The 14,846-nt window shown below is 71.8% G+C and carries 11 protein-coding genes; 7 read left to right on the top strand and 4 right to left on the bottom strand.

The features are described from left to right. The first annotated feature begins 46 nt into the window (after nucleotides 1-46). The 3 genes from ACQPY4_RS29360 to ACQPY4_RS29350 all read left to right on the top strand — a co-directional run bounded on the left by ACQPY4_RS29360 (nucleotide 47) and on the right by ACQPY4_RS29350 (nucleotide 3,875). Nucleotides 47-1,177, top strand: coding sequence for an ROK family protein (locus ACQPY4_RS29360; protein WP_433326248.1), 1,131 nt, complete (start codon nucleotides 47-49; stop codon nucleotides 1,175-1,177). 106 nt (nucleotides 1,178-1,283) lie between these two features. After that, nucleotides 1,284-3,467: an alpha-N-acetylglucosaminidase TIM-barrel domain-containing protein gene (locus tag ACQPY4_RS29355; protein ID WP_433326246.1), complete on the top strand. Its 2,184-nt coding sequence runs from the start codon at nucleotides 1,284-1,286 to the stop codon at nucleotides 3,465-3,467. 135 nt (nucleotides 3,468-3,602) lie between these two features. Next, entirely contained in the window at nucleotides 3,603-3,875 is a 273-nt protein-coding gene (locus ACQPY4_RS29350; RefSeq protein WP_433326244.1) for a hypothetical protein, read from the top strand. A gap of 34 nt (nucleotides 3,876-3,909) precedes the next feature. Here ACQPY4_RS29350 and ACQPY4_RS29345 read toward each other — a convergent pair whose 3' ends face one another. The 4 genes from ACQPY4_RS29345 to aceB all read right to left on the bottom strand — a co-directional run bounded on the left by ACQPY4_RS29345 (nucleotide 3,910) and on the right by aceB (nucleotide 9,491). Next, nucleotides 3,910-5,190: a (Fe-S)-binding protein gene (locus ACQPY4_RS29345; RefSeq protein WP_433326242.1), complete on the bottom strand. Its 1,281-nt coding sequence runs from the start codon at nucleotides 5,188-5,190 to the stop codon at nucleotides 3,910-3,912. Beyond that, complete coding sequence (locus ACQPY4_RS29340; RefSeq protein WP_433326240.1) at nucleotides 5,190-6,341, bottom strand: FAD-binding oxidoreductase; 1,152 nt, start codon at nucleotides 6,339-6,341, stop codon at nucleotides 5,190-5,192. Before ACQPY4_RS29340 ends, ACQPY4_RS29345 begins: the two co-directional genes overlap by 1 nt. Beyond that, on the bottom strand, nucleotides 6,341-7,795 hold the full coding sequence (locus tag ACQPY4_RS29335; protein WP_433326238.1) for an FAD-linked oxidase C-terminal domain-containing protein: 1,455 nt from the start codon (nucleotides 7,793-7,795) through the stop codon (nucleotides 6,341-6,343). The genes ACQPY4_RS29340 and ACQPY4_RS29335 overlap by 1 nt, the downstream gene beginning before the upstream one ends. Before the next feature lie 88 nt (nucleotides 7,796-7,883). Beyond that, nucleotides 7,884-9,491 (bottom strand): malate synthase A, encoded by a 1,608-nt coding sequence (aceB, locus tag ACQPY4_RS29330; RefSeq protein ID WP_433326236.1) that lies wholly within the window; start codon nucleotides 9,489-9,491, stop codon nucleotides 7,884-7,886. Nucleotides 9,492-9,760: 269 nt separating this feature from the next. Between aceB and hflX the strand changes: the two genes are divergently transcribed. The 4 genes from hflX (at nucleotide 9,761) to ACQPY4_RS29310 (ending at nucleotide 14,550) form a co-directional block, all read left to right on the top strand. Further along, complete coding sequence (hflX, locus tag ACQPY4_RS29325; protein WP_433326234.1) at nucleotides 9,761-11,203, top strand: GTPase HflX; 1,443 nt, start codon at nucleotides 9,761-9,763, stop codon at nucleotides 11,201-11,203. Nucleotides 11,204-11,732: 529 nt separating this feature from the next. Continuing rightward, a complete protein-coding gene (gene hutI / locus ACQPY4_RS29320; protein WP_433326232.1) occupies nucleotides 11,733-12,947 on the top strand; it encodes an imidazolonepropionase in 1,215 nt (404 codons plus the stop codon). A 58-nt stretch (nucleotides 12,948-13,005) separates the two neighbouring features. Continuing rightward, nucleotides 13,006-13,860: a DegV family protein gene (locus ACQPY4_RS29315; RefSeq protein WP_433326230.1), complete on the top strand. Its 855-nt coding sequence runs from the start codon at nucleotides 13,006-13,008 to the stop codon at nucleotides 13,858-13,860. Nucleotides 13,861-14,058: 198 nt separating this feature from the next. After that, on the top strand, nucleotides 14,059-14,550 hold the full coding sequence (locus ACQPY4_RS29310) for a helix-hairpin-helix domain-containing protein (RefSeq protein ID WP_433326228.1): 492 nt from the start codon (nucleotides 14,059-14,061) through the stop codon (nucleotides 14,548-14,550). Nucleotides 14,551-14,846: the final 296 nt, after the last annotated feature.

Here is a 14,846-nt window from a genome sequence, read left to right as displayed (position 1 = left end):
CAGTACGCCTGCCAGCGGTGCTCGTGATCAGACACTCGTCCGGCGGATGAACGAACTGTCGGTCCTGTCGGCCCTGCGGGGCGCTCCCGCCCGCACGCTGCGGGAGGTCTCCGAGGCCACCGGGCTCTCCTGGCGGACCACCAACGTCGTCGCCGAGGAACTGGCCGGCCACGGCTGGCTCACCGAGGTGGCCGAACAGCGATCGGGCCGCCGTCTGGGCCGTCCGGCCCGGCGGTTCCGGTTCCGTGCCGAGGCCGGGCACGTCCTCGGCCTGGACATCGGCGCGCACAAGATCCTCGCGGTGGTGACCGACCTGGAGGGGAACCCCGCCGGACACCACCGGGCCGACGCGCGTCCCGGCGACACCGCGCCCGAGCGCCTCGACACCGCGCGCACGGCGATCGCCGCCGCGCTCGCCGACGCCGGGCTCGGCCGGGACGACCTGTGGGCGGCGGCCGTGGGCACTGCCGGGATCATCACGTCGGAGGGCCGGGTCGAGAAGTCGGTCGTCCTGCCGGGCTGGACGGGCCTGGCCCTGGCGGAGGAACTGTCACGCGGGCTGCCCTGCCCGATCGCCGTGGAGAACGACTGCAGCCTGGCCGCGGTCGCCGAACGGTGGCGGGGCCACGCCGCCGCGACGACCAACATGATCTACGTGCTGTCCGGGCTGCGCCTCGGCGCCGGGCTCATCATCAACGGCGGCCTGCACCGCGGCCACGGCGGCGCGGCCGGCGAGATCGGCGCCCTCGCCGAGTTCGGCTGGTCGGACGCGCCGCAGCGTCTCGCCGAGGCCGCCGGGCTCCCGGAGGACACGCCCCGCGAAGGAGCCGCCAAGGCCGTCTTCGACGCCGCCCGCACCGGTGACACGGCCTCCCTGGAAGCCGTCGACAGCTTCAGCCGCGACCTCGCCCGCGGAATCGCCGCCATGGCGCTCACCGTCGACCCCGAGCTGGTCGTCCTCGGAGGCGGCTTCTCCCGGGCGCACGACCTGCTCCTGCCCAGGCTCGACGAGCACCTGGCCGAACTGTGCGTGCGGGCCCCGCGCCTGGAGGCGTCCGACCTCGGGGACCAGGCCGTCGCCCTGGGCGCCGTCCGGGTCGCCCTGGACGCCATCGAGCACCACATGACCACTCTGGAGACGTCCACTCCTCTGCTCCCGGAGCCCCTGCGCCTCTGACGAGGCGGTTCGAAAGTGCTGTTCGTCGGCGCCGTTTGTCCATGGAGCGGGGGCGACGCCCCGTGATGGGTTTCGGGGCACCGTCGGTCTAGGAGAGGGCGCGAACATGCTCCGTCGTCGTACAGTCCTTGCATCCGGTGCGGCCCTGGCCCCCGCACTCGTCGTGGGAACGGCCGCGTCCGGCACGGCCGCGCCGCCCTCCGGCTCGGCCCCCGCGCAGGCGGCCCTGCGGCGCCTGGCCGGGCCGCGGATCGCCGCGCAGATCCGCTGCGAGCCGCTCCCCGGATCCGGCGGCGAGGTCTTCAGGATCTCGGGTGAGCCGGGACGGATCACGATCGCGGGCACCTCGCCCGCGGTGATCCTCACCGGCTTCAACTGGTATCTGAAGTACGTCGCGCACGGCTCCATCGGATGGGACGGCGAGCAGCTCGACCTGCCCGCCGTCCTGCCCGCCCCCGACCGGCCCATCGAGCGGCGCGCCAACGTCGCCCACCGGCTGTTCGGCAACGACATCTGGACCGACTACACCGGCCCGCACTGGACCACGCGCGAGTGGAAGCGCGAACTGGACCTGCTCGCGCTGCACGGCTACAACGAGGTGTTCATGCCGATCGGGCTGGAGGAGGCGGCCCACCTGACCTTCCAGGAATTCGGCTACAGCCGCGCCGAGATGCTGAGGTGGACGCCCCCGCCCTGCCATCTCGCGGCCGGGATGTGGCAGGGCGGCTGGACGCTCGCCGACGGCGGGATCTCGGAGAAGGCGCAGCGCGACCGGGTCCGGCTCGGCCAGAAGATCCTCGCCCGGATGCGGGAGCTGGGCCTGACGCCGCTGATCCCCGGCTTCGTGGGGTTCGTTCCCGACGGGTTCGCCGAGAGGAACCCCGGGGCCCGGGTCGTGGACCGGGGGCACTGGTTCGGTCAGCGGATGCTGTCGTGGCTGGACCCTCGCACCGACCTGTACCAGCGGGTCGCCGCCCGGTTCTACGAGATCCAGGACGAGCTGTTCGGCCGCTCCACGATGTACGCGATGAACCCCTTCACCGAGGGCGGCACCATCGGCATCCCGCTCAAGGAGGCCGGTGCGGGCATCCAGAAGGCCCTGCAGACGGCGCGGCCCGGTGCCCTGTGGCAGATGCACGCCTGGCACGAGAACCCGCGTCCCGACCTGATCCAGAGCCTGGACCCGAAGACCACCCTCATCGTCGACTTCCAGTCGGACCGCTTCCCGGCGATGGACCGCGAGAAGCAGTGGGGCGGCACCCCCTACGCCTTCGGCTCGGTCTGGAACTACGGAGGCCACACCACGATGGGCGGCAACCTCAAGGTCTGGAACGAACGCTACTGGCAGTGGCGGAGCAAGCCCGGCAGCGCGGTCGTGGGCGTCGCGCTGTCGCCCGAGGCCGGTCACGGCGACGCGCTGCCGCTGGAGTTCTTCGGCGAGCTCGCCTGGCGGGACGGCCCGGTCGACTTCGACCGCTGGTTCGCCGACTACGCCCACCGTCGCTACGGAACCCGCGACGGCCGCGCCGAGAGGGCCTGGCTCACCCTGGGCGCCACCGCCTACGCCCTTCCCGCCGACGGCTGGCACGAGCCGCACGACAGCCTCTTCGGCGCGCGGCCCAGCCTGACGGCGACCACCGCGGCCGCCTGGTCGCCCACCCGGCTGCGGTACGACGCGACCAGGTTCGCCACCGCGCTGGACGACCTCCTGGCCGTGCCGCGGGCCCTGCGCCGATCGTCCGCCTACCGTTACGACCTGGTGAGCGTGGCCCGCCAGGTGCTCGACAACCACGGCCGCGTCCTGCTTCCGCGGATCAAGAAGGCCTACGACGCCAAGGACAGGACGGCCTTCGCCGCGCTGACCACGCGGTGGCTGGACATGATCGCGCTGGCCGACCGGCTCGTCGGCACCGTCCCGGCGTACCTGCTGGGGCCGTGGATCGCCCAGGCCCACGCGGCCGGAGCCGACACCGCCGAGAAGGCCCGGTTCGTGGCCGACGCCAAGGAGGTGCTGACCACCTGGGGCGATCGGCGGCTGTCGGAGGCCGACCTGCACGACTACTGCAACCGAGGCTGGAACGGCCTGCTCGGCGACCTCTACCACGCCCGCTGGAAGCGCTACTTCACCACCTTGGAGACCGCTCTCTCGTCCGGGAACCCTCCGGCGGCCATCGACTGGTACGCGGTGGACGAGGCGTGGAAGCGCGGCCCGTCCGGTTACCGGACCCTCCCCGAAGGCTCGCCCTACGCCCTGGCCCTCCAGGCCCGCGACTCCACGTCCAAGCCCTGACCCGACCACCGAACCCCGCATCGACGGCGTTGACGCGGGAAGCCTCGCGGCCCCGGCCCTGTTGGCCGGGGCCGTGATGGTGATCATGGAGCGGGCGGCCTGGCCCAGGCGGTCTCCGGCAGGTCGGCGCCGGCCGTGGACGACGTGGTGGCGGCCGACCCCGCCGGGCTGACCTTCCTGCTGATCGCCAACCCGCTCTCGGCGGCGACGTCCGCGCCCGAGCTGCTGCCGCAACCCTGGGGGGCGCTCGGCCAGGCGCTGCCCCCCCGGGGGGCCATGGTGTCGCTGCTGCGCTCGGTGGCCTACTTCGACAGGGCGGCCGCGACCATGCCGCTGACGGTGCTGGGGAGCTGGACGGCCGCCGTCCTCGTCCTGTGGCGATCGGCGCCTACCGAGGCCGCGGGCTAGCCGCCGCGTCCCGGACCGAACCCGCCCTGGGGGTCTAGGGGAGACGCAGGGCGCGGCGGCCCAGGCCGCGGAGGGACGCGTCGAGGACCTGGGCCGTATGGGCGACGGCCATCGGCGTGCCCTTGCGGCTCAGGGCGTTGGCGATCTGCATGGAGCACCCGGGGTTGGCGGCCACCAGGAGCTCGGCCTCGGTGGCGGCGACGTCGGCGGCCTTGCGGTCGCCCAGGTCGGCGGCCGCCTCCGGCTCGAGCAGGTTGTAGGTGCCCGCCGATCCGCAGCAGATGTCGGGGTCGGCGATCTCGCGGACCGTCAGCTGGGGGATGCCCGCGAGCAGCAGCCGGGGCTGGCTGCGGATGCCCTGCGCGTGGGCCAGGTGGCACGCGTCGTGGTAGGCGACCGTGGCCGGGACGGGGTGACGCTCGGCGCGGGGCCCGAGGTCGGCGAGGAACTCGGCGAGGTCGCGGGTCTTGGCCGAGAGGGCGTCGGCGCGTCCGGCCCACTCGGGCTCGTCGGCCAGCAGGGCGCGGTACTCCTTCATCGCCGAACCGCAGCCCGCCGCGTTCACCACGATGACGTCGACGGCCTCGAACGTCACGACGGTGCGGCGGGCGAACGCCCTGGCTTCCTCCTCACGTCCCGCGTGCAGGGAGAGCGCGCCGCAGCATCCCTGCTCCCGGGGGATGAGAACGTCGCAGCCCTCCATCGCCAGGACGCGTGCCGTGGCGGTGTTGACCCCGGGGAAGAACTCGCGCTGGACGCATCCGGTGAGCATCGCGACGGTGGCGCGGCGGGGGCCGCGCGCGGTCACGCGTTCGGGGAGGCGCGGCGTGCGTTCGAGGGGCGGCGCGAGCCGTTCCATCGCGGCCAGCGCGGGGGAGAGCCGTTCCAGGACGCCCGAGCGCCGGACGAGACGGTCGAGGCCGGCCTTCTGATAGGCGCGCAGTGGCCCGCGCAGGGCGCGCAGCCGCTTCGGATAGGGGAAGAGGCTGAAGATGGCTTCCCGTATGGCGCGCTCTGCGGGGGAGCGGGGATGTTCGCGCTCGACGGTGGCGCGGGTCATCTCGATCAGGCGGTCGTACTGGACGCCCGACGGGCATGACGTCACGCACGCCATGCATCCGAGGCACTGGTCGAAGTGCTGCACCATGGGCGCGCTCAGAGGCGCCCCCTCCGAGTGCTGCTTCATCAGGTGGATGCGTCCCCGGGGAGAGTCCATCTCCTCGCCCCACAGGACGTAGGTGGGGCAGGTCGGGAGGCAGAACCCGCAGTGGACGCAGTCGTCCAGCAGTTCGGGCAGTTCATCGGGGCCCTGCATCAGATACCTCCCACGAAGCGGCCGGGGGACAGGCGATGGTCGGGGTCGAACTGGTCCTTGACCCGCTTCATGAGCGGCAGCGCCGGGACCGGCCCCCAGAGGTCGAGGCCCGCGCGGACGTCTTCGGGGGCGTAACAGACAATGGCGTGGGCCTCGCGCCGGAGCCGTTCCAGTTCGCGCGCGACGTCGTCCTTGGACGTGTCCAGCCCCACGTAGCCCCGGCCGGACGGGGACCAGCGCGCCAACCCGAGCCCGGCCAGGACGGTCGGGGGCGCCGCCACCTCGATGAGCGTCGTGCCGTCCGGGTACAGGCCCCAGCCTTCGGGGGCCGAGGCTCCGATCGTGGCGTCCGGGCCGAGGAGCGCCGCCACCTGCTCGCTCCGGGCGGCCACGCCTTCCGGCGTCCCTTCCAGCAACACCGTCAGCACTTCTGGGTCGGATGCTGAGCACTCGATCGCGCTCGGTGCGACGGGGGAGTGCAGCACGGCCTGCGTGGCCGCGCCCACATCGGGTGTCGCGCACGTGACATAGGCGTGGGCCGACGGCACCGGGTGCAGACGGAACGTGGCCTCGACGATCACGCCGAGCGTCCCGAAGGAGCCGCAGAACAGCCGTCCGAGGTCGTAGCCCGCGACGTTCTTGACGACCTTCCCGCCCGACCGGGCCACGGCGCCGTCGGCGCGGACCACGGTCAGCCCGATCACCAGGTCGCGCGGCGACCCGTACAGCAGCCGCAGCGGCCCGGCGGCGCCCGTGGCGATCGTCCCGCCGACGGTGGACCCGGGGAGCGGGACGTCGAGCGAGAGGCGCTGGCCGTGCTCGGCGAGGGCCTCGGCCAGCCGGTCCATGGCCAGCCCGGCGCCCGCCGTGACGATCAGGTCGCCGGAGGCGTGCTCGACGATCCGGTCGAGCCGGGACGTGTCGAGCAGCAGATCGCAGCGATCGGGGGGCATGCCCCAATCGAGCCGTGTCTCGCCGCCCCGGGGGACGACGGCCAGCCCGAGACCGGCCCCCGTCCGCATTGTCTCGGCGGCCTCCGCGACGGTGGCGGGGCTGGCCACGACCCCGGGGGCGACGCCCAGCACACCTTCCTCGGGCTCACCCGGGCGCACATCGGCGCACACTTTGGCCAGCGCGTCCAGCGGCCGCATCAGAACTGCTCCGCCTTTCCCTGTTGGACCAGCGGATGCGGTTCCTTACGCACACCCGGGACCTCACCGCACAGCCGGGGCGTCGGGAAGATCTTCCCCGGGTTGCACAGCCCCCGGGGGTCGAAACCGCAGCGCACCATCTGCATGGTGTCCAGGTCGGCCTCGGTGAACATGCGCGGCATGTGGCGGGACTTGTCGACGCCCACCCCGTGCTCCCCGGTGATCGAGCCGCCGTGCTCGATGCACAGGTCGAGGATCGCGCCGGAGACCTCCTCGGCGCGCTCGGCCGCGCCGGGCTCGGCGTCGTCGAACAGCACCAGCGGATGCAGGTTGCCGTCCCCGGCGTGAAAGACGTTGGCGACCCTGACCCCGGACGCGGCCGACAGTTCGTCGATCCTCGCCAGGACCCCCGGGAGCGAGGTGCGCGGGATGACGCCGTCCTGCACCAGGTAGGCCGGGCTGATCCGGCCCACCGCCGCGAACGCGGACTTGCGCCCCTTCCAGATGAGCGCGCGCTCGGCGTCGTCGGCCGCGACCCGGATCTCGAACGCGCCCGCGTCCCGGCACAGCCGCTGGACCTCGGCGAACTGGTGCGCGACCTCGTCCGCGGGCCCGTCGAGCTCCACGATCAGCACGGCGCCCGCGCCGGGCGGGTACTCGCACCGGACGGCGGCCTCGGCGGCCTCGATCGACAGGGCGTCCATCATCTCGATCGCGGCGGGCACCACCCCGGCGGAGATGATCGCCGACACCGCCGCGCCGCCCGCCTCGATCGAGTCGTAGGCGGCCAGCAGCGTCTGCACGGTCTCCGGGACCCGGGTCAGCCGCACGGTGATCTTGGTGGTGATCCCCAGCGTTCCCTCGGCCCCGACGAAGACGCCCAGCAGGTCGTACCCGGGGGCGTCGGCGCTCAGTTCGACGATCTCGCCGTCCGGCGTGACGACCTCGCAGGCCAGGACGTGATGCGCGGTGAACCCGTACTTCAGGCAGTGCGCGCCGCCGGAGTTCTCGGCCACGTTGCCGCCGACCGAGCAGATCTGCTGGCTGGACGGGTCGGGCGCGAAGTAGTGGCCGTCCGCGCGGACGGCCCGGGTGACGTCCAGGTTGATCACGCCGGGCTCGACCACGGCGCGCTGGTTCGGGAGGTCGACCGAGAGGATCCGGCGCATCCTGGACGTCACGATCAGGACGCCGTCGGTGCGGGGGAGGGCGCCGCCGGACAGGCCCGTCCCCGAGCCGCGCGCGACATACGGCACGCCCTGGTCCACACATGCGCGGACGATGGCCGCGACCTGTTCGGCCGTATTGGGGAGGACGACCACGCCCGGTGTGGCCCGGTGGTTGGTGAGACCGTCGCACTCATAGGTGCGCAACCGCGCGGGGTCCGTGATGACCGACCCGGGGCCGAGCAACCCGGTGAACCTGTCGGCCAGAACCTGGAGTGTCTCTTCCATCGCACTCACCTTCCCTCCGCCACCGTCCCACGTCGAGCCGCCCTCCCGGCTATACGGGAGGGCGGCCCATCGCGAAGTCCGTTCCTTCTTACGGGAAGTGGACGTAGGCGGGGGTGGTGAGGAACTCGGAGTACTCGTCGGCGAGCGTGACCTGCTTGAACAGGGTCACAGCCTCGTTGAAGCGCGGCTCGTCGTACGCCCCGCCCAGCTCGGCGCGGATCTTGGCGAGCTCCTCGTCGAGCAGCCGCTCCACGAGCTCCTTGGTGATCTTCTCGCCCTCCTTGGTGGAGATGCCGTTGTAGATCCACTGCCACACCTGCGAGCGGGAGATCTCCGCCGTGGCGGCGTCCTCCATCAGGTTGTGGATCGCCACCGCGCCCGAACCGCCCAGCCAGGTCGCCAGGTAGCGCAGCGCCACGTCGATGTTGCCGCGCAGGCCGGCCTCGGTGATGTCGCCGGGCGTGGCGGAGATGTTCAGCAGGTCGGCGGCCGAGACCTTCACGTCCTCGCGCAGCCGGTCGCGCTGGTTGGGCTTGTCGCCCAGCACGCCGTCGAACACCTCGCGGCAGATCGGCACCAGGTCGGGGTGGGCGACCCATGAGCCGTCGAAGCCGTCGCCCGACTCGCGGGTCTTGTCGGCCCGGACCTTCTCCAGCGCGATCTTGTTGACGGCCTCGTCCTTACGGGACGGGATGAAGGCCGCCATGCCGCCGATCGCGTGCGCGCCGCGCTTGTGGCAGGTGCGCACCAGCAGCTCGGTGTAGGCGCGCATGAACGGCGCGGTCATCGTGATCGCGTTCCGCTCGGGCAGGACGAACTCGCTCCCGCGCTCGCGGAACTTCTTGATCACCGAGAACAGGTAGTCCCAGCGTCCGGCGTTGAGACCGGCGGAGTGGTCGCGCAGCTCGAAGAGGATCTCCTCCATCTCGAACGCGGCCGGGATGGTCTCGATCAGCACCGTGGCCCGGATGGTGCCGCGCGGGATCTCCAGGGTGTCCTGGGCGAGGTTGAAGGCGTCGTTCCAGAGGCGCGCCTCCAGGTGGCTCTCCATCTTCGGCAGGTAGAAGTACGGGCCCTTGCCCTTCTCCAGCTGCCGCCGCGCGCAGTGGAAGAAGTACAGGCCGAAGTCGAACAGGGAGCCCGACATGGGCTCGCCGTCGACCAGGACGTGCTTCTCCTCCATGTGCCAGCCGCGCGGACGGACCACGATCGTGGCCAGCTCCTCGTCCGGCTTCAGCGCGTAGGTCTTGCCCGACTTGGGGTCGGTGAAGTCGATCTTGCGGTCGAGGGCGTCGCGCAGGTTGAGCTGGCCCTCGATCATGTTGTCCCACAGCGGCGTGTTGGCGTCTTCGTGGTCGGCCAGCCACACCTTGGCGCCCGAGTTGAGCGCGTTGATGGTCATCTTGCGGTCGGTCGGGCCGGTGATCTCGACCCGGCGGTCCTCCAGGCCCGGGGCGGGCTGGGCAACGCGCCACGACTCGTCCGCGCGGACCTCGGCGGTCTCGGGCAGGAAGTCGAGCGTCCCCCCGGCGGACAGCCGCTCCTGGCGCGCCACGCGGGCCTCCAGGAGCTCCTTGCGGCGCGCGCCGAACTCCCTCTGCAGGGCGGCGAGCAGGCTCAGCGCCTCGGGCGTGAGGATCTCGTCGTACCGCTCGTTCCGAGGGCCGGTGACCTCGATCCCTTCCAGTGCGGGCATGACTCGCCTTTCGTATAGTGAAATTCGACTTCTGTTATGTGGAGAACGCTACTCGCCGGTACGGGTGCAGGTCAAAGCACCCCCGGCGACGTCTGGGCCGGCGCCGTGGATCAAGGGCCTGACCTGCGGTGATTTCGCGCGGGAGCGCGGGGGAAGTTCCTCTTGTGGCATGCCCCGCCCGCGCGGGGATAATCGAGTGACCGCGAGGGTCGGGCGTGAGACGATCCCCGGGAAGAACCAGCCGCTCCGCGGCGTTCAACAGAGGACATATGACTCAATCTTTCTCTGAAGACCAAGAGCCCCGCATCATCGCCGAGCCGCTCGAAGACGACCCCATGACGGGCGAGCTCGATCTCGACGACCGCCGCGCGCTGCGCCGCGTCGCCGGGCTCTCCACCGAACTCACCGACGTCACCGAGGTCGAGTACCGGGCGCTGCGCCTGGAACGCGTCGTCCTGGTCGGCGTCTGGACCGAGGGCACGGCCGAGCAGGCCGAGAACTCGCTGCGCGAGCTGGCCCTGCTCGCCGAGACCGCCGGGTCGCAGGTCCTGGACGCGCTCACCCAGCGCCGCGCCAGGCCGGACGCGGCGACCTACATCGGCTCCGGCAAGGCCGAAGAGCTGCGCGACGTGGTCATCTCCACCGGCGCCGACACCGTCATCTGCGACGGCGAGCTGGCGCCCAGCCAGCTGCGGCACCTGGAGCAGACCGTCCAGGTCAAGGTCATCGACCGGACCGCGCTGATCCTCGACATCTTCGCCCAGCACGCCAAGAGCCGCGAGGGCAAGGCCCAGGTCGAGCTGGCCCAGCTCGACTACCTGCTGCCGCGCCTGCGCGGCTGGGGCGGCAACCTGTCCCGCCAGGTCGGCGGCCGCGCCGCGGGCGGCGTGGGCATCGGCGGCCGCGGCCCCGGTGAGACCAAGATCGAGCTCGACCGGCGCCGCATCCGCACCCGTATGGCCAAGTTGCGCCGCCGGATCAACGAGATGGGCAAGTCGCGCGTCGCCAAGCGCGGCGAGCGGCGGCGCCACGAGGTCCCGGCGGTCGCGATCGCCGGCTACACCAACGCGGGCAAGTCGTCCCTGCTCAACCGGCTCACCGGCGCCGGCGTCCTGGTGGAGAACGCCCTGTTCGCCACCCTCGACCCCACCGTCAGGCGGGCCGAGACCGCCAGCGGGCGCGCCTACACCCTGGCCGACACGGTCGGGTTCGTCCGGCACCTGCCCCACCAGCTGGTCGAGGCGTTCCGCTCGACGCTGGAGGAGGTCACCGACGCCGGGCTGATCCTGCACGTGGTGGACGGCTCCGACGCCGACCCCGAGTCCCAGCTGGACGCCGTCCGCGAGGTCCTGCGCGAGATCGGCGCCGGCGACATCCCCGAGATCGTCGTGATCAACAAGGCCGACGTCGCCGACGACCTGGCGATCGCCCGGCTGCGCCGCCGCGAGCCGCACAGCGTCGTCGTCTCGGCGCACACCGGCTTCGGCATCGACGACCTGCGCGTGGCCATCGAGGCCGACCTGCCGGGCCTGGAGCGCGAGCTGCGCGTCCTGCTGCCCTACGAGCGGGGCGACCTCGTCGCGCAGATCCACGAGCGCGGCGAGATCATCAGCGAGGAGCACCTGGCCGACGGGACGGCCGTGCACGCGCGCGTCCCCGCCGACCTCGGCGGGCAGCTCGAACGCTACGAGGACCTGGCACCGGCGACCTGACAGATAACCGCTCTCCGAGTGAGGACAACGGACGAGTAATTGGGGCGGGCGACCGATTCTTTTGGGCGCTCACGAAGGTCGCCGAACGGTGACAGCTTCGCCATTCCGCTTGACGCTTGTGCGGGAATCCGTACCGTCGTAGGACTAAGGGCGGGGTGGTGGCGAGGATGAGCAGTGGGCGGATATTCGAGCAATTCTTGGATGTTCTGGGAGCTTTGTCCGGTTGTGGCGACCGGCTGACCTGCGCGAACATGCCGCCGACCCCGTCCGGTGCGACCGCCTCCCCGGGAACTCGGGCCTTGCGGCCTGCGTTTCCCGGGCAGAGGTTGTCGGTCGGGCCGTCAGTGCACTACCGTGACGAAACCGATATCTCCGGTCTCGTTGCTCAAGGTGGTCGTCCGGCCACCCCTCCCTCCAGTGGTGAATCGCCGGCATCCAGTCGGCGTTCCGGAACGAGAGCAGGTGGCCCACTCCATGGCGTCCGTCACAGCGCCCCGCGGCGCGTTGTCCCACAAGGGTCGGTGACCCTATGACGGTTCGGCTGTTGACGAACATCGGCAGGCTCTGGACCGGTACCGACGTCTGCAGCAACGCCGCAGTCCTCATCCACGACGACCGCATCGTCTGGGCCGGTCCCGCGTCCGACCTGCCGCAGAGCGTCCCCGGCATCATCGACGACATCGTCGACGTCGACCACGTGGAGAACCTCGGCGGCGGGCTCGTCACGCCCGGGCTCATCGACGCCCACTCCCACCCCGTCTACGCCGGTAATCGCTGGGCCGAACTCGCCATGCGCACCAGCGGCTCGTCCCACACGGCCATCACCGCCGCGGGCGGCGGCGTCAACTCCACCGTCACGGTCACCCGGGGAACCGACCCCTGGACCTTGTGCAACGGCGTCCGCGAACGCCTCCGCCAGTGGATCCTGGCCGGAACCACCACCGTCGAGGCCAAGACCGGCTACCACCTCACCCGCGACGGCGAACTGGCCGACATCCGCATGCTCCGCTCGCTCGAGGGCGAGCCGTCCATGCCCCGCATCCACGCCACCTTCCTCGCGGCCCACATCCTCCCGCCCGAGTTCTTCGGCCGCCGCCGCGACTACATCGAGGCCGTCCGCCAGTGGGCGGGCGACGCCGCCGTCGCCGGGGCCGACAGCATCGACGTCTACTGCGACGAGGGCCACTTCACCGCCGAAGAGGCCCGCGCCCTCCTGCTCACCGGCAAGCGCGCCGGGCTCAAGGCCCGCATGCACGCCTGCGCCAACGAGCGCATCGGCGCGGCCCAGGTCGCCGCCGAGGTCGGCTGCGCCTCCGCCGACCTGCTCACCCAGGCCAACGAGGACGACATCAAGGCCCTGGCCCACGCCGGCGTCACCGCCACCGTCTGCCCCGGCAGCGCCCTCAACAGCGCCCGGCCACCCGCACCCGTCCGCGCCATGCTCGACCGCGGCGTCAACGTCGCCCTCGGCACCGACCACAACCCCGGCCAGTGCGGCATCACGTCCATGCCCCTGGTCATCGGCCTCTCGGTCGCCATGTTCGGCCTCAGCGTCACCGAGGCCCTCCGCGCCGCCACCCTCGGCGGCGCCTCCGCCCTGCGCGTCGGCGACCGCGGCTCCCTGGCACCCGGCATGCTCGCCGACGTCGTCCTCTGGGACGCCGACCACGAAGGCGCCTTCGCCTGGGCGTTCGGCCTCCGGGCCCTGCGCGTCTGGCGCGGCGGCGTCCCCGTCCAGCCCTGACGGGCGATCGTTACTCCCCGACACACCACCGTCACCTTCTCCGGAGTAATCTCCCCATATGGGAAGCCCGGTCGCGATCGTCACCGATTCCACCGCCTACCTCCCCCGGGAGCTCGCCGAACGCCACGGGCTCACGATCGTCCCCCTCCAGGTCGCCATCGGCGGCGCCATGCGGGACGAAGGAGACATCACCACGGCCGAGACGGCCCGCGCCCTCAAGGAATGGCACCCCGTCACGACCTCCCGCCCTGCCCCCGAACGCTTCGCCCACGCCTACAAGGAGGCCGCCGGAACCGGAGCGTCCGCCATCGTCTCCGTCCACCTCTCCGCCTCCATGTCCGGCACCCTGGAGGCCGCCCGCCTGGCCGCCGAGGCCGCCCCCGTCCCCGTCGAGGTCGTCGACACCGGCACCATCGGCCTGGGCCTGGGCTTCGCCGCCCTCTCCGCCGCCGCCACCGCCCTCTCCGGCGGCAACCTCACCGCCTGCGCCCACGCCGCCCGAACCCGCGCCGGCCTCACCCGCTCCCTCTTCTACGTCGACACCCTCGAACACCTCCGCCGAGGCGGCCGCCTCGGCGCCGCCGCCACCCTCCTCGGCTCCGCCCTCATGGTCAAACCCCTCCTCGGCATCACCGAAGGCAAGATCACCCCCCTCGAAAAGGTCCGCACCACCTCCCGAGCCCTCTCCCGCCTGGAAGAACTCGCCGTCCAAGCGGCCGCCGACCGCAAGGTCGACATCGGCATCCAACACCTGGCCGCCGCCCCCCGAGCCGAAACCCTCGCCACCCACCTCCGCACCCGCATCCCCACCGCCGAAGACATCTACGTAGGCGAAGTAGGCCCCGTAATAGGCGCCCACGTAGGCCCCGGCATGCTCGGCGTAGTAATAGCCCCCCAACTCCCACCTTCGTAACGACCTCGAGCGGGTGGGGCGGGGGGAGTTATCCACAGTTCGAAGTGAAGCTTCCGGGAGGTGGGGGACGGCTGCCACGGTCGATCCATGAAGCCGACCGACCTGCCGCCCTCATCACACTTACGCTCCACGCCCAACTTCAATCCGGGGCTCGGGGGCGTCCGTGCCCTGGCTCTCATAGGGCTCGTCGCTGCCGTCGTGGCCGGTGTCTACGTCTGGATGGCGAGGCCCGAACCCGTCCCCGAGCCGACCACCGCGACTATCTCCGACCCCAGCGCGGCCCCGGGGAAGGTCACCGTCCACGTCCTTGGGAAGGTCAACAAACCCGGCATCGTGACCCTCCCCAACGGCTCCCGCGTGGCCGACGCCATCCAGGCAGCGGGAGGCATCCGCGCGGGCGCCCAGTCGGGCACCCTGAACCTTGCCCGCAAGGCGCAGGACGGCGAACAGATCTCCGTGGGCCTCGCCGCCCCTCAGACCGCCGCCAGTCCGACCGCCGCGACGATCGACCTCAACACCGCCACCGTGGCCCAACTGGACGCCCTCCCCGGCGTAGGCCCCGTCCTGGCCCAGCGAATCATCGACTACCGCACCCAACACGGCACCTTCCGGTCCGTGGACCAGCTCCAAGAGGTCTCCGGCATCGGAGCCCGCCGCTTCGCCGACCTCAAGTCCCAGGTTCGCGTATGACCCCCGACCTGCGGCTGGCCCTCCCGGCCCTGGCCACGTGGCTAACGGCGGCGCTCACTCTCGCGCTCCCGCCGACCGTCACCTACACGATTGCAGCCGCCGCCCTAGTCACAGCCGGAGTTCTTCCGGTTCTCAGAGCCCGTTCCGCCGCCCCAGCGCGACCAACGGAGTTGGCCCAACCTCCACAACCCGTTCCGAGTGCCGAGAACACAGGCCGCTTCGCCGCCGAAGCTCAGCGCGGGTTCCGGCGCGCCCCCTCATCAACCACTGCGGAAGAGCGCCTCCGGAGGCTGATC

This window comes from Spirillospora sp. CA-294931 (genome assembly GCF_050946795.1).
Taxonomy (GTDB): domain Bacteria; phylum Actinomycetota; class Actinomycetes; order Streptosporangiales; family Streptosporangiaceae; genus Spirillospora.
Note: the sequence above shows the minus strand (reverse complement) of the source record. Positions and strands in the feature narration are given on the sequence as shown.

Bases quoted from the DNA above. Each gene is read 5' to 3' on its own strand.
- ACQPY4_RS29360 (WP_433326248.1), top strand. From the start codon at position 47: ATGAACGAACTGTCGGTCCTGTCGGCCCTGCGGGGCGCTCCCGCCCGC.
- ACQPY4_RS29355 (WP_433326246.1), top strand. From the start codon at position 1,284: ATGCTCCGTCGTCGTACAGTCCTTGCATCCGGTGCGGCCCTGGCCCCC.
- ACQPY4_RS29345 (WP_433326242.1), bottom strand. From the start codon at position 5,190: ATGCAGGGCCCCGATGAACTGCCCGAACTGCTGGACGACTGCGTCCAC.
- ACQPY4_RS29340 (WP_433326240.1), bottom strand. From the start codon at position 6,341: ATGCGGCCGCTGGACGCGCTGGCCAAAGTGTGCGCCGATGTGCGCCCG.
- ACQPY4_RS29335 (WP_433326238.1), bottom strand. From the start codon at position 7,795: ATGGAAGAGACACTCCAGGTTCTGGCCGACAGGTTCACCGGGTTGCTC.
- aceB (WP_433326236.1), bottom strand. From the start codon at position 9,491: ATGCCCGCACTGGAAGGGATCGAGGTCACCGGCCCTCGGAACGAGCGG.
- hflX (WP_433326234.1), top strand. From the start codon at position 9,761: ATGACTCAATCTTTCTCTGAAGACCAAGAGCCCCGCATCATCGCCGAG.
- hutI (WP_433326232.1), top strand. From the start codon at position 11,733: ATGACGGTTCGGCTGTTGACGAACATCGGCAGGCTCTGGACCGGTACC.
- ACQPY4_RS29315 (WP_433326230.1), top strand. From the start codon at position 13,006: ATGGGAAGCCCGGTCGCGATCGTCACCGATTCCACCGCCTACCTCCCC.